15 protein-coding genes and 1 pseudogene are annotated in these 24,085 nt (G+C 64.6%); 6 read left to right on the top strand and 10 right to left on the bottom strand.

Features of this window, described 5'->3' with window-relative positions; translation table 11 throughout:
- The first annotated feature begins 32 nt into the window (after nucleotides 1-32).
- From dnaA to GON04_RS25250, 4 genes are all read left to right on the top strand, one after another.
- Entirely contained in the window at nucleotides 33-1,445 is a 1,413-nt protein-coding gene (gene dnaA / locus GON04_RS25265; protein ID WP_157400897.1) for a chromosomal replication initiator protein DnaA, read from the top strand.
- Nucleotides 1,446-1,799: 354 nt separating this feature from the next.
- Nucleotides 1,800-2,906: a DNA polymerase III subunit beta gene (gene dnaN, locus GON04_RS25260; RefSeq protein WP_157400896.1), complete on the top strand. Its 1,107-nt coding sequence runs from the start codon at nucleotides 1,800-1,802 to the stop codon at nucleotides 2,904-2,906.
- A 209-nt stretch (nucleotides 2,907-3,115) separates the two neighbouring features.
- Entirely contained in the window at nucleotides 3,116-5,728 is a 2,613-nt protein-coding gene (gyrB, locus tag GON04_RS25255) for a DNA topoisomerase (ATP-hydrolyzing) subunit B (protein WP_157400895.1), read from the top strand.
- A 360-nt stretch (nucleotides 5,729-6,088) separates the two neighbouring features.
- Nucleotides 6,089-7,015, top strand: coding sequence for a DUF3800 domain-containing protein (locus GON04_RS25250; protein ID WP_338051057.1), 927 nt, complete (start codon nucleotides 6,089-6,091; stop codon nucleotides 7,013-7,015).
- Nucleotides 7,016-7,706: 691 nt separating this feature from the next.
- Here the strand turns inward: GON04_RS25250 and eno are convergent.
- Together eno and GON04_RS25240 are read right to left on the bottom strand one after the other, a co-directional pair.
- Nucleotides 7,707-8,993, bottom strand: a complete 1,287-nt coding sequence (gene eno / locus GON04_RS25245; protein ID WP_157400894.1) for a phosphopyruvate hydratase — start codon at nucleotides 8,991-8,993, stop codon at nucleotides 7,707-7,709.
- Between the two features lie 11 nt (nucleotides 8,994-9,004).
- Nucleotides 9,005-9,826 (bottom strand): annotated as a pseudogene (locus tag GON04_RS25240) (pyruvate kinase); the annotation flags it as partial.
- 663 nt (nucleotides 9,827-10,489) lie between these two features.
- Here GON04_RS25240 and GON04_RS25235 point away from each other — a divergent pair.
- Nucleotides 10,490-11,680, top strand: coding sequence for a porin (locus tag GON04_RS25235; protein WP_157400892.1), 1,191 nt, complete (start codon nucleotides 10,490-10,492; stop codon nucleotides 11,678-11,680).
- Nucleotides 11,681-12,024: 344 nt separating this feature from the next.
- Here GON04_RS25235 and GON04_RS25230 read toward each other — a convergent pair whose 3' ends face one another.
- From GON04_RS25230 to GON04_RS25195, 8 genes are all read right to left on the bottom strand, one after another.
- Entirely contained in the window at nucleotides 12,025-13,332 is a 1,308-nt protein-coding gene (locus GON04_RS25230; RefSeq protein WP_157400891.1) for a glycerate kinase type-2 family protein, read from the bottom strand.
- A complete protein-coding gene (locus GON04_RS25225) occupies nucleotides 13,332-14,210 on the bottom strand; it encodes a sugar phosphate isomerase/epimerase family protein (RefSeq protein ID WP_157401107.1) in 879 nt (292 codons plus the stop codon). Before GON04_RS25225 ends, GON04_RS25230 begins: the two co-directional genes overlap by 1 nt.
- Nucleotides 14,211-14,270: 60 nt before the next feature.
- Nucleotides 14,271-17,042, bottom strand: coding sequence for a phosphoenolpyruvate carboxylase (gene ppc / locus GON04_RS25220; RefSeq protein WP_232533343.1), 2,772 nt, complete (start codon nucleotides 17,040-17,042; stop codon nucleotides 14,271-14,273).
- 7 nt (nucleotides 17,043-17,049) lie between these two features.
- Nucleotides 17,050-18,018 carry a Bug family tripartite tricarboxylate transporter substrate binding protein gene (locus GON04_RS26960; RefSeq protein ID WP_157400889.1) on the bottom strand — a complete coding sequence of 323 codons (969 nt, stop codon included), beginning with the start codon at nucleotides 18,016-18,018 and terminating at the stop codon, nucleotides 17,050-17,052.
- A gap of 16 nt (nucleotides 18,019-18,034) precedes the next feature.
- Nucleotides 18,035-19,054 carry an amidohydrolase family protein gene (locus GON04_RS25210; protein WP_157400888.1) on the bottom strand — a complete coding sequence of 340 codons (1,020 nt, stop codon included), beginning with the start codon at nucleotides 19,052-19,054 and terminating at the stop codon, nucleotides 18,035-18,037.
- Nucleotides 19,055-19,061: 7 nt separating this feature from the next.
- A complete protein-coding gene (locus tag GON04_RS25205) occupies nucleotides 19,062-20,246 on the bottom strand; it encodes a dihydrodipicolinate synthase family protein (protein ID WP_157400887.1) in 1,185 nt (394 codons plus the stop codon).
- A gap of 11 nt (nucleotides 20,247-20,257) precedes the next feature.
- Entirely contained in the window at nucleotides 20,258-21,421 is a 1,164-nt protein-coding gene (locus tag GON04_RS25200) for a Gfo/Idh/MocA family protein (protein ID WP_157400886.1), read from the bottom strand.
- Nucleotides 21,422-21,555: 134 nt separating this feature from the next.
- Entirely contained in the window at nucleotides 21,556-22,209 is a 654-nt protein-coding gene (locus GON04_RS25195; protein ID WP_420821531.1) for a TetR/AcrR family transcriptional regulator, read from the bottom strand.
- Nucleotides 22,210-22,442: 233 nt separating this feature from the next.
- On the opposite strand from GON04_RS25195, the gene GON04_RS25190 reads away from it, so the two are divergent.
- On the top strand, nucleotides 22,443-24,017 hold the full coding sequence (locus GON04_RS25190; RefSeq protein ID WP_232533360.1) for a Re/Si-specific NAD(P)(+) transhydrogenase subunit alpha: 1,575 nt from the start codon (nucleotides 22,443-22,445) through the stop codon (nucleotides 24,015-24,017).
- The last annotated feature ends 68 nt before the right edge of the window (nucleotides 24,018-24,085 follow it).

Below are 24,085 nucleotides of genomic sequence, written 5' to 3'. Positions count from 1 at the left end.
CATGAAAACTATCCACAAGGTGACGGAGGGGTATGAGTGAGGGGTTCAGCGACAGCCTGGCCGCCGGCGGCGCCCTGAACGCGGGCGGTAGCCTGTGGCAGGCCTGCATGGACCAGCTGGCCCAGGAGTTGCCCGAACAGCAGTTCAACACCTGGATCAAGCCCCTCGCCGCCAAGGTCTCCGACGACTTCAGCAAGGTCACGCTGTTCGTCGCCAACCGCTTCAAGCTCGATTGGGTGCGGGCCCAGTACGCCGGCCGCATCGCTGCCACGCTGGAGAAGATCTACGGCCAGCCGGTGCAGCTTGAGTTAGCGCTCGCTCAGCGCGAAAGCCCCGCCAAGACTTACGCCGCGCCCACCCAGGCAGAGCTGATGCCGGCTGCCGAACCGGCCGACATCGCCGACGACAACCAGTCCGGCCAGTTCAAGAACCGGCTCAACACGGCGCTCACCTTCGACACCCTGGTGGAGGGCACGGCCAACCGCATGGCGCGCGCCGCGGCCATGCACGTGGCCGGCATGCCGGGCCAGCTCTACAACCCGTTGTTCATCTACGGCGGCGTCGGCCTGGGCAAGACCCACCTCGTCCATGCTGTGGGTAACAAGCTGCTGGCCGACCGCCCGGGCTCCAAAGTTCTCTACATCCATGCCGAGCAGTTCGTCTCGGATGTGGTCAAGGCCTACCAGCGCAAGACCTTCGACGAGTTCAAGGACAAGTACCACTCGCTCGACCTCCTGCTCATCGACGACGTCCAGTTCTTCGCCAACAAGGACCGCACCCAGGAGGAGTTCTTCAACGCCTTCGAGGCCCTGCTGGCCAAGAAGAGCCACATCGTGATGACGTCGGACACCTATCCCAAGGGCCTGGCCGACATCCACGAACGGCTGGTCTCGCGTTTCGACTCGGGCCTGACCGTGGCCATCGAGCCGCCCGAGCTCGAGATGCGCGTGGCCATCCTGATCAACAAGGCCCGCGCCGAGAGCGCCGAGATGCCCGAGGAAGTGGCCTTCTTCGTGGCCAAGAACGTGCGCTCCAACGTGCGCGAGCTCGAAGGCGCCCTGCGCAAGATCCTGGCCTACAGCCGCTTCAACCAGAAGGACATCTCCATCCAGCTGGCCCGCGAGGCGCTGCGCGACCTGCTGTCGATCCAGAACCGGCAGATCAGCGTCGAGAACATCCAGAAGACGGTGGCCGACTACTACAAGATCAAGGTCGCCGACATGTACAGCAAGAAGCGGCCGGCCTCCATCGCCCGCCCGCGCCAGATCGCCATGTACCTGGCCAAGGAGCTGACGCAAAAGAGCCTGCCCGAGATCGGCGAACTCTTTGGCGGCCGCGACCACACCACCGTGCTGCACGCGGTGCGCAAGATCGCCGCCGAGCGCCAGACCGTCACCGAGTTGAACCAGCAATTGCACGTGCTGGAACAGACGCTCAAGGGCTGACCGCGATGGCCTGCCGTCGCCCCGTCGCAGCGCCCGCCAGCACCCCCGTCGGCCGCCGGCCGGGCACGGCCTCCCTCCACGTCATTGCGGGCTCGACCCGCAATCCATCCCCGGTTGCCCGCGCCACCCGGTGCGCGTTGCAGGCCCTGGTTCTCGGCACGCCCCGGAGATGGATGCCGGGTCGAGCCCGGCATGACGGCGTTGCGGGCGCAAGCACCCCTGCCAGCGGCGTCGCGGGCACGGCAAGTGCTTGATGAAAAAGGGGAAAATGGCGTTTGTCCAGCGCGGACGCGCTCCCTGCCCAGCGACTACCACCCTTCGATAAAGAATGCATAAGAGGAACAGAGGAAGACCATGATCGTCCTGAAGGCCACCCAAGACAAAGTGCTCTCGGTCCTGCAGTCGGTTGCGGGCATCGTGGAGCGCCGGCACACCCTGCCGATCCTGGCCAACGTGCTGATTCGCAAGACGGGTGAACAGGTGCAGCTGACGACCAGCGACCTCGAGATCCAGATCCGCACCACCGCCGACGTCGGCGGTGACACCGGCAGCTTCACCACCACCGTGGGCGCGCGCAAGCTGATCGACATCCTGCGCACCATGCCGGCCGACCAGACCGTCAGCCTGGAGTCCAGCGCCAACAAGCTGCTGCTCAAGGGCGGCAAGAGCCGCTTCACGCTGCAGACCCTGCCGGCCGAGGACTTCCCGCTGGTGCAGGAGGCGGCCTCGTTCGGCCCCGCCTTCAGCGTGCCGCAGAAGACCCTGAAGGACCTGCTGGCCCAGGTGTCGTTCGCGATGGCGGTGCACGACATCCGCTACTACCTCAACGGCATCCTGTTCGTCGCCGAGGGCAAGCAGCTGTCGCTGGTGGCCACCGACGGCCACCGCCTGGCCTTCGCCAGCGCCACGCTCGACAAGGAAGTGCCCCGCCAGGAGGTGATCCTGCCGCGCAAGACCGTGCTGGAGATGCAGCGCCTGCTGTCCGACGCCGAGGGCGCCATCGAGATGCAGTTCGCCAGCAACCAGGCCAAGTTCTCGTTCGGCGGCATGGAGTTCGTCACCAAGCTGGTCGAGGGCAAGTTCCCCGACTACAACCGCGTGATCCCGAAGAACCACAAGAACTCGGTCACGCTCGGCCGCGCGCCGCTGCTGGCCAGCCTGCAGCGCACCGCCATCCTGACCAGCGAGAAGTTCAAGGGCGTGCGCCTGAACATCGAGCCGGGCACGCTGCGCGTGGCCAGCAACAACGCCGAGCAGGAAGAGGCGGTCGACGAGCTCGACATCGACTACGGCGGCGACGCCATCGAGATCGGCTTCAACGTCACCTACCTCATCGACGCGCTGGCCAACATGGACCAGGACATGGTGAAGATCGAGCTGGCCGACAGCAACAGCTCGGCCCTCGTCACCAATCCGGAAGACGCCAACTTCAAGTACGTGGTGATGCCGATGCGGATTTGACCGGTCCGGACCGCGCGGCGCCCACCGCCGCCCACGCCCCCTCGCACCTCCGTCATGCCGGGCTCGACCCGGCATCCATCTCCGGGAGGTGGAACGGGCAGGGGATGGATGGCGGGTCAAGCCCGCCATGACGCGGAAATGAGCCGACATGACAGGACCCGCCGAAGCCGGCGGGTTCCGTCCTTCAAGAGATCGAGAGAGTTGCCTGTATGTCTGACCCGAACCAAGTGAACACCGGCCCCGCGGGCGAGGAAAGCTCCAACTTCCAGCCGACCATCGACACCAACCAGGCCGGCGCCAGCGCCGCCTACGGCGAGTCGTCGATCCAGATCCTGGAAGGGCTGGAGGCCGTGCGCAAGCGCCCGGGCATGTACATCGGCGACACCTCCGACGGCACCGGCCTGCACCACCTGGTGTTCGAGGTGGTCGACAACTCCATCGACGAGGCCCTGGCCGGCCACTGCGACGACATCGTGGTGACCATCCACAGCGACAACTCGATCAGCGTGGTGGACAACGGCCGCGGCATCCCCACCGGCATCAAGATGGACGACAAGCACGAGCCCAAGCGCTCGGCCGCCGAGATCGCCCTGACCGAGCTGCACGCCGGCGGCAAGTTCAACCAGAACAGCTACAAGGTCTCGGGCGGCCTGCACGGCGTGGGGGTCAGCTGCGTCAACGCACTGTCGAAGATGCTGCGCCTGACGGTGCGCCGCGAGGGCAAGGTGCACGTCATGGAGTTCAGCCGCGGCTTCCCGCAGAACGCCGTCACCGAGCTGCGCGACGGGGTGGAAGTGCGGCCGATGCAGATCCTGGGCGACACCGACAAGCGCGGCACCGAGGTGCACTTCCTGCCGGACACCGAGATCTTCAAGGAGAACAACGACTTCCACTACGAGATCCTGTCCAAGCGGCTGCGCGAGCTCTCGTTCCTGAACAACGGCGTCAACATCAAGCTGGTGGACGAGCGCTCGGGCAAGAGCGACGACTTCTCGGGCGCCGGCGGCGTCAAGGGCTTCGTCGACTTCATCAACAAGGGCAAGACCGTCCTGCACCCGAACGTGTTCCACGCCATGGGCGACCGCCAGAGCGACCAGAACACCAACATCGGTGTCGAGGTGGCCATGCAGTGGAACAGCGGCTACAACGAGCAGGTCCTCTGCTTCACCAACAACATTCCGCAGCGCGACGGCGGCACCCATCTCACCGGCCTGCGCGCCGCGATGACCCGCGTCATCAACAAGTACATCGACGACACCGAGCTGGCCAAGAAGGCCAAGGTCGAAGTCACCGGCGACGACATGCGCGAGGGCCTGACCTGCGTGCTGAGCGTCAAGGTGCCCGAGCCCAAGTTCTCCAGCCAGACCAAGGACAAGCTGGTCTCCAGCGAGGTGCGCGGCCCGGTCGAGGACGTGGTGGCCCGCACGCTGGGCGACTTCCTGCAGGAGCGGCCCAACGACGCCAAGATCATCGTCGGCAAGATCATCGAGGCGGCGCGCGCCCGTGAGGCGGCGCGCAAGGCGCGCGACATGACGCGCCGCAAGGGCGTGCTCGACGGCATGGGCCTGCCGGGCAAGCTGGCCGACTGCCAGGAGAAGGACCCGGCGATGTGCGAGATCTACATCGTCGAGGGCGACTCCGCCGGCGGCAGCGCCAAGCAGGGCCGCGACCGGAAGTTCCAGGCCATCCTGCCGCTGCGCGGCAAGATCCTGAACGTGGAGAAGGCGCGCTACGAGAAGCTGCTCACCAGCAACGAGATCCTGACGCTGATCACCGCGCTGGGCACCGGCATCGGCAAGGCCGGCACCGCCAACAGCAACGGCAAGGGCGACACCGACGACTTCAACGTCGCCAAGCTGCGCTACCACCGCATCATCATCATGACCGACGCCGACGTCGACGGCGCCCACATCCGCACGCTGCTGCTCACGTTCTTCTACCGCCAGATGCCCGAGCTGGTGGAGCGCGGCCACATCTACATCGCGCAGCCGCCGCTGTACAAGGTCAAGGCCGGCAAGGAGGAGCTGTACCTCCAGGGCCAGAGCGACCTCGACAGCTTCCTGCTGCGCATCGCGTTGAACGGCGCCAGCGTCAGCACCGGTGGCGACAACCCCACCGTCATCAACGGCGAGACGCTGGCCGAACTGGCGCGCAAGCACCAGGTCGCCGAGGCCGTCATCGCCCGGCTGGCCAACTTCATGGACCGCGAGGCCCTGCGCGCCATCGCCGACGGCGTGCACCTGAACCTCGACACGGTGCAGGAAGCCGAAGCGGCCGCCATCGCGCTGCAGACTAAGCTGCAGGAACTGGACAAGGTCAGCAACGCCACCCCGGCCGAAGTGGCCAGCGAGTTCGACGCCCGCACCGACAAGCCCATCCTGCGCATCAGCCGCCGCCACCACGGCAACGTGAAGTCCAGCGTCATCACGCAGGACTTCGTGCACGGCGCCGACTACAAGGCCCTGGCCGAAGCCGCCGACACCTTCCGCGGCCTGCTGCACGAGGGCGCGCGCGTACTGCGCGGCGAAGGCGAGCGCCAGAAGGAAGAGAAGGTGAACGACTTCCGCCAGGCCATGCGCTGGCTGATCTCGGAAGCCGAGCGCTCCACCGCCCGCCAGCGCTACAAGGGCCTGGGCGAGATGAACCCCGAGCAGCTGTGGGAAACCACCATGGACCCCAACGTGCGCCGCCTGCTGAAGGTGCAGATCGACGACGCGATCGAGGCCGACCGCGTGTTCACGATGCTGATGGGAGACGACGTGGAGCCGCGCCGGGACTTCATCGAGACCAACGCCCTGCGGGCGGCGAACATCGACGTCTGAGTGAGTTGTCGAAGCGCGCAAAGATTTGCCGAAGTTCGTGTCTAACTTTTGCCGCTCTTCAGAAGGCGACCAAATGTTAGTATGCACACACTACCGCGCTGGGCCGCTCCTCTTTAGAGCTGGGCCTTCGAGGGGGCATTTCTCGGGATATGGGTCGAGCCTTCCGGGATACCCCGCGGACATGGCCGTCTCCCCCATGCCACTCCGCGCGTCGGCAGCCCCTGGCCTATTTCGACGAGTTCCGTCGGATGGGCGACGAGGTACCGCGCGGCACGGACTTCATCGAGAGCAAACCGCATTCGCCCTGACAAATGACGTTGCGCGGGGCAGTGTAGGTAGGCCCAAAACGTGAGAAAGCGCGTGGCAAAAGCTGAGAATGACGCTCAGTTCTCCAGCGCTGTCACCGACAGTAAGCGCTCACACCAATACCAGACTGAGGTTGCGCAGCAGTTTGCGCTGTTCGAATCGGAGCGACCGGGTCCAGCGGAGATCGCCGGTGCGGCGCCCCCTCCAGGAAAGTTCAGCAACTTCATCGTCTATGTTGACGAGAGCGGTGATCATGGCTTGACCACGCTGGACACGAACTATCCCGTGTTCGTCCTCGCGTTCTGCGTGTTCTACAAGAGGCACTACAGCGAAAAGGTGCTGCCCTCGCTCCACAAGTTCAAGTTCAACCATTTCGGGCACGACTTGGTTGTTCTGCACGAACATGAGATTCGGAAGGAGAAGGGGGACTTCCGATTCTTCTCAAGTCGGCAGCACAAGAACAAGTTCTTGACCGAGCTGACCGACATCATCGAGGCCAGCAACTTCATCTTGATAAGCTGCGTGATCGACAAGGCCAAGCTCCGCGAACGTGGGGAGGCCAACAATCCATACCACGTAGCTCTTGGGTTCTGCCTCGAGACCCTCTACGAGTTCATGCAAGAGAAAAGGCAGGACGGTGCGCTGACCCACGTTGTCGTCGAGTGCCGTGGCAAACGCGAAGACGCCGAACTCGAACTGGAATTTCGACGCATGTGCGACGGCGCAAATCGTTTAGGCCGAGCACTACCGTTCGACATCATCTTTGCCGACAAGAAGGTGGACTCGCCTGGCCTGCAGCTGGCAGACCTCGTTGCGCGCCCAGTCGGAATGAACTATCTCCGGCCTAGCCAAGAGAACCGAGCATTCGAGGTTCTCAAGCGCAAGTTCTACTGCAGCGGTGGCCGGGCGAATGTCGGAGAGGGCTTCGAAAATTGGGGGTTAAAGGTTTTCCCGCCGCCACAAAGCGAAAAGCCCCGATGAAGCTCACCGAGGCTATGACGCCGACCGGGCACTCCCAGTCCACTTGAATCAAGTATAACGACTTTCAAAGGCAGGATGCAACTGCTCCGGAACTCAGCCGAGCCGGGGCCCCGGCCAGCGCTAGCAGCTAGCCTACTCGCTTCGTGCGGTTGTGTTCAAGTTCAGTACTGCAGGATGCGGCGCTCAGCTGCACCTTGAGCGGCCGCCAGGTCTGGCCCGGGGCACCCTTACTACGGGCGCGGCAGCAAGGTCCCGTTGAATGGGCCTCCCACGACCATGCCGCCTTTGCCTCCCGGCAAGAGAGTGCCGTTAAGTGGACCGCCGACAACCATCCCGCCTCCTCCAGCCGGAAGGAGGGTGCCGTTGAGGGGACCTCCAACAACCATTCCACCTTTTGGACCAGGGAGCATCGTCCCATTGAGAGGACCGCCGACCACCATCCCCCCCAGCAAATGCGGAGTGGTGCAAACAGCACGCCCCCAAAATGGTGTCGTCGAAATCCGAGTTTGAACTCTCGTACCCCTCCCATTGGCTAGCGCCACGGTACGCGATGATTATCGCGAACGTGGCAGGGCTGCTCGCACCAACGCCACGCCGGCCAAAGCTGCTAAGCACCCAAGGGACGACTGCCCCGAAAGTCCCCTATCAATCTCCGACGACAATCCAACCCCAAGATCGACGTCAGCGATGCTCAAGACCGCTGAGAGCGAATAGCCGCTGATCCAGCGAAGCTGACATCCGGTCCGAGCTCCGCTTCGATAAGCAGAAGCCGGTTGTACTTGGCGATCCGATCCGAGCGGGACAGTGAGCCTGTCTTGATCTGATTGGCCGCAGTGCATACGCTCAAGTCGGCAATCGTGGTGTCTTCCGTCTCTCCCGATCGGTGCGAGACCACCGAGGCATAGCCGGCCGCTGCCGCCACGGAGATCGCCGCCAGTGTTTCGGTGAGCGTGCCGATCTGGTTGGGCTTGATCAGGATGGCGTTTGCAACGCTGCGCTGAATGCCATGCCGGAGGATTTCGGTATTGGCGACGAACAGGTCGTCGCCCACCAGCTGCACCCGCCCGCCCAGCTTTGCGGTGAGCAACTCCCAACCATCCCAGTCGTCTTCCGCCATGCCGTCCTCGATCGTCACGATAGGGTAAGCGTCAACCCAGCGGGCCAGGTAGTCGACGAACTGGGCTGAATCGAAGCGCTTGCGCTCCGAGGCGAGTTCGTACAGCCCGTCGCGGTGGAACTCCGAACTCGCCACGTCCAGGCCCAGGGCGATGTCCGTGCCGGGGTTGAACCCGGCCTGCGCGATGGCGGCGAGGATGACTTCGATCGCAGCTTCATTCGACGGAAGGTCGGGCGCGAATCCGCCCTCATCGCCGACGGACGTGGCCAGGCCACGCCCCTTGAGCAGGCCCTTGAGCGCGTGGAACACCTCGACCCCCCAGCGCAGCGCCTCCGATAGGCTGGGCGCGCCGACCGGCACGATCATGAATTCCTGCATGTCGACGCTGTTGTCGGCGTGGGCGCCGCCGTTGATGATGTTCATCATCGGCATGGGGAGGCGCGGCGCGCGATTCCCGGCCAGATGCGCATACAGCGGTCGACCGGCGGACGCGGCCATCGCCTTGGCCGCAGCCAGCGACACCGCGAGGATGGCGTTGGCCCCCAGCCGTGACTTGGTGGGCGTGCCATCCAGTTCGATCATCAGGCGATCCAAAGCAGGCTGGTCTTCGGCCGCGCGTCCAACGAGTGCCTGCCGCAATTCGCCGTTGGCGTTCGCCACCGCCTTGAGCACCCCCTTGCCGCCGTAGCGCTTGGCATCGCCGTCGCGCAGTTCGATGGCTTCGCGGGCGCCCGTCGAAGCGCCGGAGGGAGACGCTGCGTAGCCGTGGGACCCGTCGGAGAGCAGCACTTCCGCTGCCACGGTGGGATTGCCGCGCGAGTCGAGGATCTCGAAGGCGCGGACGTTCTGGATACTGGCCATGGATGGCTCCTTCAGTTCATCTGCGCGATGCGCAGCAGGTTAGTCGTGCCGGGGGTGCCGAAAGGCATGCCGGCGGCGATCACGACGGCCCGGCACGGATCGGCGAAGCCCAACTGCGTGACGGTCTTGAGCGCCACTTCCGTCATCTCGTCGACGCTCATCACGTCGTGGCACAGGAATGGGTTGACGCCCCAGACCAGCGCCAGACGACGCGCCGTGGAACGACGGGGCGTCATGCCGATGATCGGCACCCCTGATCGTTCGCGCGCCATGCGCAGCGCCGAGGCGCCCGAGCTGGTGTAGGCCACCATTGCCGCCAAATCCAACAGACCGGCCACGGAGCGCGCCGCCAGGCCGATCGCGTCCGGGATGTTGACGCCGGGCGGGGTGTGGCCGGCCTCGATCGCGTCGCCGTAGTAGGGATCGGCCTCGGTTTGGCGGACGATCGCGTCCATCATCGCCACCGATTCCACCGGGTACTTGCCCGAAGCCGATTCGGCGGACAGCATCACGGCGTCGGCACCGTCGTAGATGGCGGTGGCAACATCCGAGGCTTCGGCGCGAGTGGGCACGGGCGCGCCCACCATCGACTCGAGCATCTGCGTGGCCACGATCACCGGCTTGCCCAGGCGCCGGCAGGCCCGCACGATCCGCTTCTGGATGGCCGGCACTTGCTCGGCGGGCATCTCGACGCCCAGGTCGCCGCGCGCCACCATCACCGCGTCGGTTTCGGCCAGGATCGCCTCCAGGCTCAGGATAGCGGCCGGCTTCTCCAGCTTGGCGACGATGCCGGCGCGGCCCTGGATGATGGCTTTGGCTTCGAGGATGCTCTCCTTGATCGCATCTACCGGGCGCCGCCGCTGCAATTGACGGCTTGGGACTTGCGCGGGAGTAGCAGGTACCGGCTTAACAACGGGCTCTCTTCATGCGCGCGGGGCTGTCAAGGCGACGGTCTTACTCCTTTGCACGGACCGCATCGCTCGCCACACCACCGGCGAAGTCCGTCCTCTTCCGTGCGACGACGACACATGCCGCATCTCGCATTCAACTTCGCCGGGAACAAAGCCGCAAAGACATAGAAACCGGGCAGTCTTGATCGCCTCTGGGCCGGGTCGCGGAACACCGCGGGCAGTAGTCATGTGAGAAATCCCTTTACCTTGTCGATCTGGGTGTGGCATTCGTTCAGCACCCTACCGCGCAGGGCGCGTCAAGGCTGGAGTGCATTGGAGACCCCGGAGACCGCACCGGGTGGCCCCCTAAGCCACGCTCTGCTTGGAAGCAACATCACTGCCGCACACCCCGCGCCAGTGGCCGTTACTCACTATCGGTGAATTATCAGGGTAAATAGGCGCTGCACAACCCGCAATGCGCGCCAGAAGTCTGCAACAATTCACTGTTCGTGAATCATCCGGTGAGCGCCCGCGGGAAGGCCCCCTCAGCGGTCGACCAGCGAACAAGCAATCAGCAAACAAGCGCCTTTCCCTGGAGAAACCTGAATGAAAAGAACCTTGGTCGCCACGGCCACGCTGGCCTTGACCACCCTCGCTGCGCATGCGCAGTCGTCAGTCACCCTCGGTGGCATTCTGAAGGAAGGGGTTGCCAACACCCGCTTCTCCAATGCTCCGGCGCCCGCCGTAAACGGCAGCAACACGGCGCTTATCGATAGCGGCTCCTCACGCATCCTGATCAGTGGAACCGAGGACTTGGGCGGGGGACTGGCGGCCTTTTTCCAGATCGACTCTCGCTTCCGTATGGACGACGGCACCGCCGGCGCCAGCCGGCTGGGCAGCGGCAACACCTTCATCGGCTTGCGCGGCGGCTGGGGTGCGTTCCAAGCTGGTCAGATGGACACCCACTACTGCACGAGCGTCAACGACGATATCGCCGGCAACGGTACCGCCATTGCCCTGCAAGCGTCCAGCTGCGCCCTGCAAGGGTTCGTGAACGGTTCGGGCGGCGCTGGCCGTTCGATCGCCGTGACCTCGCGTTCGCAGAACACCTTGCGCTACGTCACGCCCAACCTGAGCGGCTTCACTGGCCAGGTTTCGTACAGCTTCAACCCCTACGGTTCCGAGCGTTCGGTCGCCGCCACCACCCCCCGTGGTAGCGCTGCCCAGCTGGGCCTGAACTACGACCAGGGCCCCCTGGCTGTCCGCTTCTCGTACTACCGTCACACCGCCAACGGAGGCACGGTTGCCACGACCGGCGACAACGCCGCCACGGGTACCGCCGCTTCGCAACGCGCCTACACCCTGGGCGCTGGCTGGGACTTCGGCATCGCCAAAGTCGGCCTGACCTACGACCGTTCCGAGCTGCGTGACCTGACCGCTGCCGCTTCGCCCTCGGTGGCTGGCGTCGGCACCGCCCAGCGCACCACCTGGATCCTACCGGTCACCGTCCCGCTGGGCACCGGCTCCTTGATCGCCAGCTACGCACGCGCGAGCGACACGAAGCTGGGTACGGGGGCCACCGTCGCCAGCTCCGGAGCGCGGCATCTGTCCGTGGGCTACAACTATCCGCTCTCGAAGAGAACGTCCGTCGGCGTATCCATCACGAGACTGGACAACGGCTCGGCAGGTGTCTATCAGCTGTACACCAACTCGTCCTTCGGCAACTCCGGCACGCCCGTCGTCGCGGCGGGGCAGGACCAACGACTGACCTACGTCGGCATTCGCCACGTTTTCTAAGAGTCAGGGGCGCCAGTCGCCACAACAAGTTCCAAGGTTCGGGCCCGCTGTCGCGGGCCCTTTTTTAAGAACGTCGCGCGCTTGCCAGGATATGCCGCGCGCGCATTCCTATTGCTCGCGACCATGGTACGGTTCCAACGGCATCGTCCGTGCGTCGGCCCGAACTCGCGGCACTCGAGAAACGCCCGAGCCAGGCGCTGGTCTCGCGCGCGTCAAAGCACTCATCGCCTAGCGCAGTCCCGTCCTAGGGATCGACTTCGAAAAGAGGGGGTCAGTTGCGTAGTAAGCAGCAAGGCGCTGCGCTTCACATAGTGTGCCGCAGCGAAGCCTGCGGCTTGAAACAACTACGCGATGAGGACGGAACGGAAGTCATTCACGTTGGTGAAAGTCGGGCCGGTGACGACGAGGTCATCGAGGGCGTGGAAAAATCCATAGGAGTCGTGCGCAGCAAGGGCGTTATCGATTCGCAACCCCAACGCAGCTGCGCGGTGCAGGGTATCTGGGGCGACGAAGGCCCCCGCATTGCTTTCGACGCCGTCGATCCCGTCTGTGTCCGCCGCCAGCGCCCAGATTCCGGTCCGTCCTTGAAGTGCCTGGGCGATCCCAAGGGCGCACTCGCCGGCACGGCCACCTCGCCCCGATTTTTTGGAATCGTGCGGGCGCACGGTCACTGTCGTTTCCCCGCCCGAGAGGATCACGCATGGGGTCGCAAAGGGCAATCCATGCATCCGCACGGACTGCGCGATCGCTGCATGGACTTTTCCGACCTCACGCGCTTCCCCCTCGATTGCGTCACCCAGGATGTGCGCCGGCACGCCGAGCTCCCGCGCCACCCGCGCAGCCGCCTCCAGAGAGCTGCGGGGGGTGGCAATCACGTGCACCTCATGCCCAGAGAACCGGACGTCGCCCGGCTTGGGAGTCTCGGAACGGCCGGAGTCGAGCAGAGCTCGAATCCGTGCAGGGATGTCGATGTTGTGGCGTCGGAGCACCTCTAGCGCGTCCTGACAGCTCGTTGAGTCGGCAATGGTGGGCCCACTGGCAATGACCGCCGGATCGTCACCAGGAACATCGCTGATCGCCAGAGTGACCACCTTGGCGGGATAGCAAGCGAGTGCCAAGCGGCCACCCTTAACCGCCGACAGGTGCGTGCGCACACAATTCATCTCCCCGATGGACGCGCCAGACAAAAGCAGCTGGCGCGTGATCTGCTGCTTGTGGCCTAGGTCGATCCCGGCGGCAGGACTGCACAGGAGCGCGGAGCCACCGCCGGAGACAAGGAAGATGACGAGATCGTTGGCCGTAAGGTCGCTTGCGAGGTTCAACATCCTTTGCGCAGCGAGCAAACCAGCGGTATCCGCCACCGGGTGAGCGGCCTCGATGCCCTCGATCCGTCGCGTCGCCGGAGTGGGCGGCGTGTGGTCGTAGCGGGTGACAACCAGTCCTGACAGAGGCTTGTCGCACGGCCAGAGGGCTTCTAACGCCTGCGCCATCGCGGCGGCTGCCTTACCTGCGCCCAGAACCAGAGTCCGCCCAGAGGGCGGCTGCGGCAGATACTCGCGCATGTTGTGCGCGGGAAGCGCGCGCTCGACGGCGGCACGAAAGAGTTCAGTGAGGAACCTCTTGGGCTGAATCCCTTGCGGCAGATGGGACATCACACGCTCGACATGTGACGCTCGATGCAGGTGCTCAGCACCTCCTCGTGAGGCCGCTTCCACCAGTTGTCGCGCGAGAAAATCTCTACTTCGCTGTAACCGGCGAAGCCCTGGGCCTCCACCCATGCGCGAATACGCGGAATGTCGATGACGCCGTCGCCCATCATGCCGCGGTCGTTCAGCAGATCCTGGGTAGGCGTCAGCCAATCACACACGTGGAAGGCCAGCAGCCGACGTCCTCCGGCGCGTTCGATCTGCTGCTGCAGCTTCGGATCCCACCATGTGTGGTACACATCCACCGCGACGCCGATGCTGCCGCTCCGGTAGGGATCCAGTTCATCGCAGATGTCCAGGGCCTGTTCCATCGTGTTGACGCAGGCGCGGTCCGCCGCGTACATGGGGTGCAAAGGCTCAATCGCGAGTGGCATCGATGCGGTACGGGCGTACTCGAGGAGCTCGCCGATCCCGTCAACCACCTGGCCGCGCGCGAGGCCTATGTCCTTGTGCGCGGCTTTTCCCGCCAACGCTCCGGGCAGCGCTCCAACCACGAGGACCAGGCATGCTGCACGCAATTCCGCGGCCTCTTCGACAGCACGGCGGTTGTCCTCACGAGCGAGTTTCAACCCCTCGGCATCGGTGGCCGTGAACATGCCTCCACGGCAGTAGCCCGAGAGGGACAGCTCTAGATCCTTCACCATCCTTGACACGCTGGACAGCCCGATCGCGGCGACCTGGTCGCGCCAGGGTGACACAGCGCGGATGCCCCGCCGGGCGCACGCCTCCAGGATGGCGGGCAGTGGAAGCTCCTGGCCGGCGCTCTTGCGAACGGTAGCGGTGTTGATGGAAAGCCACCGGTGGTCGCGCGAAAAATCGCGCAAGGGATTGCTGAACATGGTCTTGGAAGGTGAGGACAACAGAACAGCGCCGCTGCGGCGCGTTCAACCCGTATTGCGAACGCCTGCTGCGATGCCGTTGATGCACAAGTGGATGCCGCGCTGAGCGCGCTCGTCGGAGCTATCCGCGCGGCGCCGGCGCAGCAGTTCCACCTGCATGTGGTGAAGAGGATCGATGTAGGGAAACCGATGGGTCACGGAGCGCGCCAGCGCTGGATCTCCTGCAAGGCGCTCAAGTTCGCCCGTGATGGTTTCCAGTGCGCACACCGAACGTTCCCATTCGCGCTTAATCTCGCCGAAGATCTTCTCGCGAAGGTCCACGTCCGGAACCAGCTGCGCATACTGCGAAGCCAGGCCGAGATCCGTCTTTGCCAGCACCATGTCGATGTTGGAAAGCAGCGTACGAAAGAATGGCCAGTCGCGGTACATGTCGCGCAGCAGCTTTGTACGGGCAGCAGCGTGCTCGCCGTTCTGCACGAACGCATCTACCGCCGAACCGAATCCGAACCATCCGGGCAGCGCGAGGCGACACTGCCCCCAGCTGAAGGTCCAGGGGATCGCCCGCAAATCTTCGATGCGCTGGTTCGCCTTGCGGGAAGGCGGGCGCGAGCCGATGTTCAGTTCGGCGATTTCACGAAGCGGTGTCGCGGATAGGAAGTAGTCCGCGAACCCCGGCGTCTCGTACACCAAGTGGCGGTACGCCTTCATGCTCGCATCCGAGAGATCGGATGCGGCCTTCAGGAACTCCGAAGACGGCGGATTGGGCGGATGCAGCAGCGTTGCTTCCAGCATGGCTGCAACCAGCGCTTCCAGGTTCTGTTTGCCGATGGCGGGGTTGCCGTACTTGGAAGCAATCACTTCCCCCTGTTCGGTCAGGCGCAACTGACCATTGACCGTTCCAGGCGGTTGCGCCAGGATGGCTTGGTAGCTCGGGCCGCCACCGCGGCCGACCGTACCACCGCGCCCATGGAACATCCGTAGACGAACACCAGCTGCCATGGCGGGTTCGGCGAACAACCGCGCGAGCCGGACTTCGGCTTGGTACAGCTCCCAATTGCTGGTGAAGATTCCACCGTCCTTGTTGCTGTCGCTGTAGCCGAGCATGACCTCCTGCTCGCCGCCGGAGCGGCGGACCATGTCCGCAATGCCAGGCAGAGAATAGAACTCGCGCATGACCTGGTCGGCCATCCGAAGGTCGGCGATCGTCTCGAAGAGTGGCACCACGACGAGATCGCACGTCGCCTCGCCATCCAGCGCCCCGCGCAGCAGGCCCGTTTCCTTTTGCAGCAACAGCACTTCGAGCAAGTCGCTCACGGCCTCCGTGTGGCTGATGATGCAGTGGCGGATTGCCCCGGCTCCAAATCGGCCACGCAACTCGTAGGCAGCTTCGAAAATAGCCAGTTCAATGAGCGCCTCGGCACCATAGTTCGCGCCGGTGACACGCAGCGGCCGGGCGTCAGTGAGCATCCGAATCAGGATGCGCCGCTTGGCATCCTCATCAAGCGCGGAGTAGTCGGCTTCGACGCGCGCATGCCGCAGGAGTTCTGCGACCGCGAGCTCGTGCTGCTCGGAATTCTGCCGCAAGTCCACCGTCGCCAGATGGAATCCGAAAACCTCCACAGCTCGCATGAGCGGGCCAAGGCGCCGGCGCACCAGTACGTCACCGTGGTGAGTTTCGAGCGACTCGCGCATCGTGGAGAGATCCGCCAGCAGATCCTCAAAGAAGTCGTAGCACGCGCCCATTGACGGCATTGCGACCTTGCCCGTCAGCTGCTGCAGTGTGGCTGTTAGGCGATGGCTGATGGCGTCGATCGCCCGCCGGTACGGCTCGTCGCGGCGATGCTCTTCGCCGTCCTTTGCGCTGTCGGCCAGTGCTTGCAGCGCCGGCGTGACCTGGACCAGAACGTCCGACAGCGACAGCTCCTCGCGCAAGCGGCCCAACTGCGCAAGGTAGTGTCGCAGCACGATCTCGCCTTGCCGTCTCAGTGCGTACCTCAGCGTCTCGGCAGTCACGTTCGGATTGCCGTCCCGGTCCCCGCCGGTCCACTGCCCCATACGAAGGAAACTGGCCACCGGCCGCCCAAGTTCGCGCTCCACCTGCTCGTAGATCTGTGGAACCACCTGCAGGAAGGTGCACCGGTAGTAGCTCAGCGACGTCTCAATCTCGTCGAAGACGCTGAGCTTGGAGAACCTGAGAAGTCGCGTCTGCCACAGCTGCAGCACCCGCGCGCGCACGTTCTCCTCATTGTCGGCCAGCTCCTGCGCGGCCACTTCGTCGGCGGCCCACATCCTCATGCAAAGGGCGTCTCGCTCCTCCAGGAGGCGGGCGATGTCGCGCTCTGCATCGAGGATGGACTGGCGTTGCACCTCAGTGGGATGGGCGGTCAGCACCGGCGACAGGCAGGCCTGCGCCAAAGAGCGCGCGACGACCTCAGGCCCCACACCAGCTTCGCGCAGGCGAGCCAGTGCAGCGGCGAGGGTCGCTTGCTGCAACTGGCCCGATCCCTCCTTCATTGCACGCCGGCGGAGCTGGTGCCTGTCTTCGGCCAGGTTGGCTAAGTGGCTGAAGAAGGTAAACGCGCGGATTACCTTGACGGCGACAGCACTGTCCATTGCGCCGACCAGCTCACGCAGGCTCTGCGCTTCAACCGCGCTCCCCAGCCGCGCGGCAACCGCATGCTGGCGGATGCTCTCCACCAGCTCGAAGACCGCGGCCCCTTCCGTCTGCTGGATAACCTCCCCGAGTATGCGGCCCAGGAAGCGGACGTCCTGCAACAAGGAATGGTCCTTGTCTTCTAGGTGAATGGATGCGCCCATCGGTCGATCACTCGGCAGTGATGTTCGCGTCTTTGACGATGCGCGAGTAGGTGGCCAGTTGGCCGGTGAGGAAGTTCGCGAACTGGTCGCCAGCGAGCACCTTGGCGTCGAAGTTCTGGGGCGCGAGGCGTTCATTGACGGCCTTCGACGCCATTGCCTTCTGCACGAGCCCCTCGAGCTTCTTCGCGATCGGCTCGGGGAGGCCTTGCGGCGCCCACAGGCCGTACCACGACAGCATCTCGAAGTCAGGATAGCCGGATTCAGCGACGGTAGGCACGTTCGGCAGCGCGGCGATACGTTTCGCCGTTGTCACCGCCAATGGCTTGAGCTTGCCCGAGGAGATGTGGGCGGCTGAGGACGGAATCGCATCGATCATTCCACTGATCTGGCCTCCCAGCGCGTCGTTGAGTGCCCCGGCGGTCCCCTTGTAGATGATGATGGGGATCTCCAGACCGCCTGCCTTCTTCAATGCCTCTTGCGCCAAGTGCATAGGAGAGCCAAGCGCCGAGGTGCCAAAGGAGTACCTTTTTGGATCCTTTCGAGCCAGCTCCATGAACTCTTTGAGGTTCTTGGCAGGCACGGACGGGTGTACGGTGAGCACCATCGGCACCGATCCGAGCATCGCTATCGGGCGGAAGTCCCGGATCGGGTCGTAAGGCACGCGCCGGTTGATCAGTGCGTTGGCAAGCAACGTCGGCGACTGCACCAGCAGGGTGTAGCCGTCCGGCGAACCCTTGGCTACCAGGTCGCTACCGATCGCACCGCTGGCGCCTGCGCGGTTGTCGACGATGAACTGGGTGCCTGTCTGCTCGCTGAGGCTCTGGGCGAGAACCCGGGCCACGAGATCGACAGTTCCGCCTGCCTGGTATGGCACCACGATGCGCACCGGCTTGTCCGGCCAGGCCTGGGCCGACGCGGGGGCGGTGAAGCCCAGGACAGCCGCAAGCGCGAGCGCGAAGAGAGCGAGTCGTTTCATCCTTGTCTCCTTGATTTCAGCAATCGCATGGAAGCTTCAGCAGGCGAAGCGCGTTTCGGAAATAAATACCTTCTTGATCCGACTTGCTCAAACCGAGTTCGTCGATCGCTCGGGGGATCGTGCGCAAGAACATGGGTCCGCCTTCCGGGTCGAACGGACAGTCGGTGGCAAAGACCACCTGCTCAGCACCGAAGAATTCCAGGCCGCACCGAATGCCGCTCTTGCCGCCAGCCAAGGCAGTATCGGCGTAGAACTTGCGGAAGTAGTCGATGGGACGCTTTGCCATGCGCTTGAGCATCCCCTCGTAGTCCTCGTCCGAAGTCCGGCTGCCGAACTGGTCCAGGCCTGGCCCGACGCGGCCATCGAAGAAGGGGATCATCGCGCCCATGTGGTGCGTGATCACCTTCATCTCCGGCAGGCGATCGAAGAACCCCGAGAACACCATGCGAGTCATCGCTGCACTCGTCTCATAGGGCCATCCGAAAGTCCACCAGATCTCGTACTTGGACTTCTTTTCACTGGCGTAATCCGGCATGCCCGCCCCCCGGGCAGGGTGCATCCAGATCGGCACGTCGTAGCGCTTCACCGCAGCCTCGAAGATCGGCCAGAACTCTTCGTCGTCGAGCGGACGGCCATTTACGTTTGTGAAGACCTGGATGCCGCGGGCGCCGAGCTGCGTGATGGCACGCTCCATTTCTTCCAGTGCAGCCGGCACGTTGTTCATCGGCAGCGATGCCACGAACGCCGGGAACTTGTCTGGATGGTCATCGCGGATCTGCGCCATGCAGTCGTTGGCCAGGCGCGCCATCGCGGGGGATTCTTCAGGCCCGGCGATCATCTCGATGGGCGGGTTTGAGAGCGTCAGCAACTGTTGATAGCCGGGGAAGCTCTCCATCATCTTCAGTCGCGCGTCCAAGTCGTAGAGGACGGGGATGGTCAGCCATCGCTTGATGGCAGCCTTGTCCTTGGCCATGTCGGCCATCTTGTCGAAATAGGGGCGCGGGAGGATGTGGGCGTACGCGTCGATTCGTCTCATAGGTGTTTCATTCGATGCCATGCAGGGCCAGCAGTGTCTTCATGCGCCGAGCTGCCGCATCGGGTAGCTCCAGCAAGTTGGCTGCATCGGCCAGGCGAAACAGCTCCGCGAGGTGCGGCAGGCTGCGTGTGCTTTGCTGGCCACCTACCATGGTGAAGTGCTTCTGGTGACCGTTGAGCCAAGCCATGAACACGACGCCCGTCTTGTAGAAGCGGGTCGGGGCCTGGAAAATGTGGCGCGACAGCGGGACCGTGGGCCCCAGGATGGCGTGAAAGCGCTCGACGTTGCCCTGGGCCAGTTCGCCGAGGGCGGCAGCAGCCGCGGGCGCGATGGCGTCGAAGATGCCCAGTAGTGCGTCGCTCTTGCCGTGCGTGGGTTCGCTGCCAAAGCCGTCGCCGGCGATCAGCTCGGCGTAGTTGAAGTCGTCGCCGGTGTACATGCGCACGCCCGCGGGCAGGCGCCGGCGCATGGCGATTTCCTTGTCCTTGTCGAGCAGGGAGATCTTGATGCCGTCGACCTTGGACGGATTCGCGGCGATGACGCCCAGCGCAGTGTCCATGGCGCGGTCGGCGTCCGAACTGCCCCAGTAGCCGGCCAGTGCGGGATCGAACATGTCGCCCAGCCAGTGCAGGACGACGGGCTGCTTCGCCTGCGACAGGATGCGGCCGTAGACCCGTTCATAGTCGGCGGGCGAGGTCGCCACGCGCGCCAGCGCCCGGCTGGCCATCACGATCAGCTTGCCTCCGAGCTTTTCGATGGCCGCCATCTGCTCTTCGTAGGCGCGGATTACGTCGTCGACGCTCCTCGCGTTTTCCACGGCGAGGTGGTCCGTACCGCAGCCAGAGGCGACCAACGCGCCCGGAACGTCACGCGCCGCATCCAGCGAGCGCCGGATCAGCTCCAGCGAGGTAGGCCAGTCCATGCCCATGCCGCGCTGCGCGGTGTCCATGGCTTCGGCGACGCCGAGGCCAAGTTTCCACAGATGCTGGCGGTAAGCAATGGTGGCGTCCCAGTCGACCGCGCAATCCAGCCAGGGATTCACCGCAGCGAGCGGGTTGGCCACCACGTGCGCCGCCGAATACGCGATGCGATTGAACTTCACACCAACGGCGGGCTTCGTTGGAGGAGTCCCGCGAATGCTGTACGTCTCCAGCGCGCCCGCAGCAGTCGGTAGCTTCAAGGTCAGAGCCATGACTCCGCTCCTCAGAAGCCCAGGGAAGGCACGTCGACGAAGCGGCGTTCCTTCCAGCTTTGCAGCGCGGCTTCCACCAGCTGCACGCCCTTGGCACCTTCGGGCAGGGTCCACTTGTACGGCTCGTTCTCGACGACGTGCCGGATGAAATGCTCCCACTGAATCTTGAAGCCGTTGTCGTAGAACTGCGAGTCCGGCACTTCCTGCCACTGCTCGTGGAAGTTCATGGTCTGCTTGACGTCCGGGTTCCACACCGGGCGCGGCGTGTTGACGCGGCTCTGCGCCTTGCACTCGGTCAGCGTGGCGACGGCCGAGCCGTGGGTGCCATCGACGTGGAAAGTCACCAAGTCGTCGCGGTTCACGCGGGTGGCCCAGGACATGTTCAGCTGCGCGACCACGGGTTCACCGCTGTGGCCCACGAGTTCCGCGATGGCGTAAGCTGCGTCGTCGGCGGTCGCCTTGTAGGGCTTGCCGGCTTCGTCCCAGCGCTCGGGGATGTGCGTGGCGCCCAGGCAGGAGATGGACTTCACCTCGCCGAACAGGTTATCCAGCACGTAGCGCCAGTGGCACATCATGTCCAGGATCATTCCGCCGCCGTCTTCGGCGCGGTAGTTCCAGCTCGGACGCTGGATCGGCTGCAGGTCGCCTTCGAACACCCAGTAGCCGAATTCGAGCCGCACGCTCAGCATGCGGCCGAAGAAGCCGGCGCGGCGCAGCATGTCGAGCTTGCGCAGGCCGGGCAGGAACAGCTTGTCCTGCACGGCGCCATGCTTCAGGCCGGACTTTTCGGCGACCTTGGCGATCTCCACGGCCTCGCCCAGGGTGGTGGCGATGGGCTTCTCGCAGTACACGTGCTTCTTCGCGCGCAGCGCCTTGGCCAGCAACTTGGGACGCATCTGCGTTGTGCCGGCGTCGAAGAACACCGTGTCGTCGGGGTTCGCCAGGGCGGCGTCGAGGTCCGTGCCCCAGCGGCCAATGTTGTGCGCCTTGGCCAAGGCCTCGATCTTTTCGGCGTTGCGGCCGATCAGGATCGGGTCCGGCATTACCTTGTCGCCGTTGGACAGCGTCACGCCGCCCTGGTTGCGGATGGCGACGATGGAGCGGATCAGGTGCTGATTCATGCCCATACGGCCGGTGACGCCGTGCATGATGATTCCGAGACGTTGGGTGCTCATTGGGGGCTCCGGGAAGGGCGGCGCAAAGGCCGGGCCGCCTGCGGCAAAACGAACGAACAAACGACGCTCAATTCACGATTGGTGAATTATGGGCCAAAAAAAGGGAGGCGCGCAACCCCCCTCCTGCTGCTCCGTCAGCGCACCACGTAGGCAGTCACCACCTCGACGATGTGCACCATCCGCTGTGTCAGCAGCTTCGGCGAGGCCAGGTCGCGGTCGAATCCGACCGACAGCGTGTGGATGTTGGAGAGATAGAAGTACGCGCAGCCTGCGATGGTGATGTACAGCTGCATGGGGTCGATGCCCTCGCGAAACAGGTTCTCCTTTTGTCCGCGGGCGATGATGTCCGAGAGCGTCTGGAGCAGTGGCGAGTTGAGCTCCCGGATCCTGGGCGCTGCAGCGAGGTGCCGTGCCTTGTGCAGGTTCTCGCTGTTAAGGAAAGTGATGAACTCGGGGTGCGCGATGTAGTAGTCCCACGTGAATTCGACCAGCCGACGTAGTGCTGAAAGGGGCGGCAAATCCTGGAGGTGCAGGTAGAGCTGCGCGTCTCGGATCTCCGCGTACACGGCCTCCAGCACGGCGGAAAACAGTCCGTCTCGGTCCTTGAAGTAGTAGTAGACCAGGCGCTTGTGGACGTTTGCTTCCGCGGCGATGCGCTCCACCCTTGCCCCGCCCAGCCCGTGCTCGGAAAACTCCTTCCGCGCTGCGGCCAAGATCGCGCTTCGTGACCGCTCTGCGTCCCGTGTTTTCGCGCTCGGATCGGCCTTGTTCTTCGTCTTGGTGTTCACCATCCGGGAATGGTAAGGGTTAGTAAGGCTTTTCCAAGGAAGAGCTCCCATCGTGGCAGTCGGACATAGACTTGCTACTATTCACCAAGAGTGAATTAAGGCGTACACTTCGGTCAAGTTTTTCCTGCGGCCACCACCAGAGCTTTTTGGAACTCCCGTTCATGACGACTGCTGTTGCCCCAGCAACTGTGCTTCGCACCCGAGCCACCTCTGCACACAGGAGTAGCGAAGCGCTGCTAATCGGAGTCCCAAAGGAAATCGCGCCCGGTGAAAAGCGCGTCGCCACCGTCCCCGCCGTGGTGGAGAAGCTCGTCAAGCTCGGTTTTTCCGTCGCCGTGCAGAGCGGTGCCGGCGATGCCGCGAATTTTCCTGACGACGCCTACCGCGCCGCCGGCGCCCAGATCGTGCCGGACGCCGCCGCGCTGTGGAGCGGCTCCGACATCGTGTTCAAGGTGCGGCCGCCGACCGCGCAGGAGGTCGGCCTGCTGCGCGAGGGCGGCATGCTGGTCGGCTTCGTGTGGCCGGCGCAGAACCCCGAGCTGATGCAGCAGCTGGCCGCGCGCCGGGCCACGGTCCTGGCCATCGACGCGCTGCCGCGGCAGCTGTCGCGGGCGCAGAAGATGGACGCGCTGACCTCGATGGCCGGCATCAGCGGCTACCGGGCGGTGATCGAGGCGGCCAACGCCTTCGGCCGCTTCTTCAATGGCCAGGTCACGGCCGCCGGCAAGGTGCCGCCGGCCAAGGTGTTCATCGCCGGCGCCGGTGTTGCCGGCCTCGCCGCCATCGGCACCGCGGCCAACCTGGGCGCCATCGTGCGCGCCAACGACACCCGGGCCGAAGTCGCCGACCAGGTGAAGTCGCTCGGCGGCGAATTCGTCAAGGTCGACTACGAGGAAGAGGGATCGGGCGGCGGCGGCTACGCCAAGGTGATGAGCGAAGGCTTCCAGCAGGCGCAGCGCGCGATGTACGCGCAGCAGGCCCGGGAAGCCGACATCATCATCACCACCGCCCTGATCCCGGGCAAGCCGGCCCCCAAGCTGATCACCGCCGACATGGTGCAGACCATGCAGCCGGGCAGCGTCATCGTCGACATGGCGGCCGAGCAGGGCGGCAACTGCGAGCTCACCGTGCCCGGCGAGGCCGTCGTCCGGCACGGCGTCACCATCGTCGGCTACACCGACCTGGCCAGCCGCCTGGCCAAGCAGTCCTCCACGCTGTACTCGACCAACCTGCAGCGGCTGGCCGAGGAGCTGTGCAAGGCCAAGGACGGCGTCGCCGTCGTCAACATGGACGACGAGGCGATCCGCGGCCTGACCGTGATCAAGGACGGTGCGGTCACCTGGCCCGCGCCGCCGCCCAAGGCGCCGGCCGTCGCGCCGCAGAAGCCGGCCGCCACGATGCCTCCCGCGCCGAAGGGCCACGGCCCCGGCGAGCCGATGTCGGCCCAGTCGCTGGCCATCACCTTCGGCGTCGGTGCGCTGCTGTTCCTGCTGGTGGGCCTGTATGCGCCGGCGTCGTTCCTGGCCCACTTCACCGTGTTCGTGCTGGCCTGCTTCGTCGGCTACATGGTGATCTGGAACGTGACGCCGTCGCTGCACACGCCGCTGATGAGCGTGACCAACGCGATCTCCTCGATCATCGCGATCGGCGCGCTGGTGCAGGTGGCGCCGCCCGTCGGCGGCGCCGGCGCCAGCCGGCCCGCCCAGCTGATCCTGGGTCTGGCGGTGTTCGGGCTCGCCCTGACGGCCGTCAACATGTTCGGCGGCTTCGCGGTGACGCGACGCATGCTGGCGATGTTCCGCAAGTAACCGAAGGCGAAGCACATGTCCTCCAGCCTCGCCACCATTTCCTACATCGGCGCCACCATCCTGTTCAT

Origin of the sequence: Ramlibacter pinisoli (assembly GCF_009758015.1) — a bacterium.
Lineage (GTDB): Bacteria > Pseudomonadota > Gammaproteobacteria > Burkholderiales > Burkholderiaceae_C > Ramlibacter > Ramlibacter pinisoli.
Note: the sequence above shows the minus strand (reverse complement) of the source record. Positions and strands in the feature narration are given on the sequence as shown.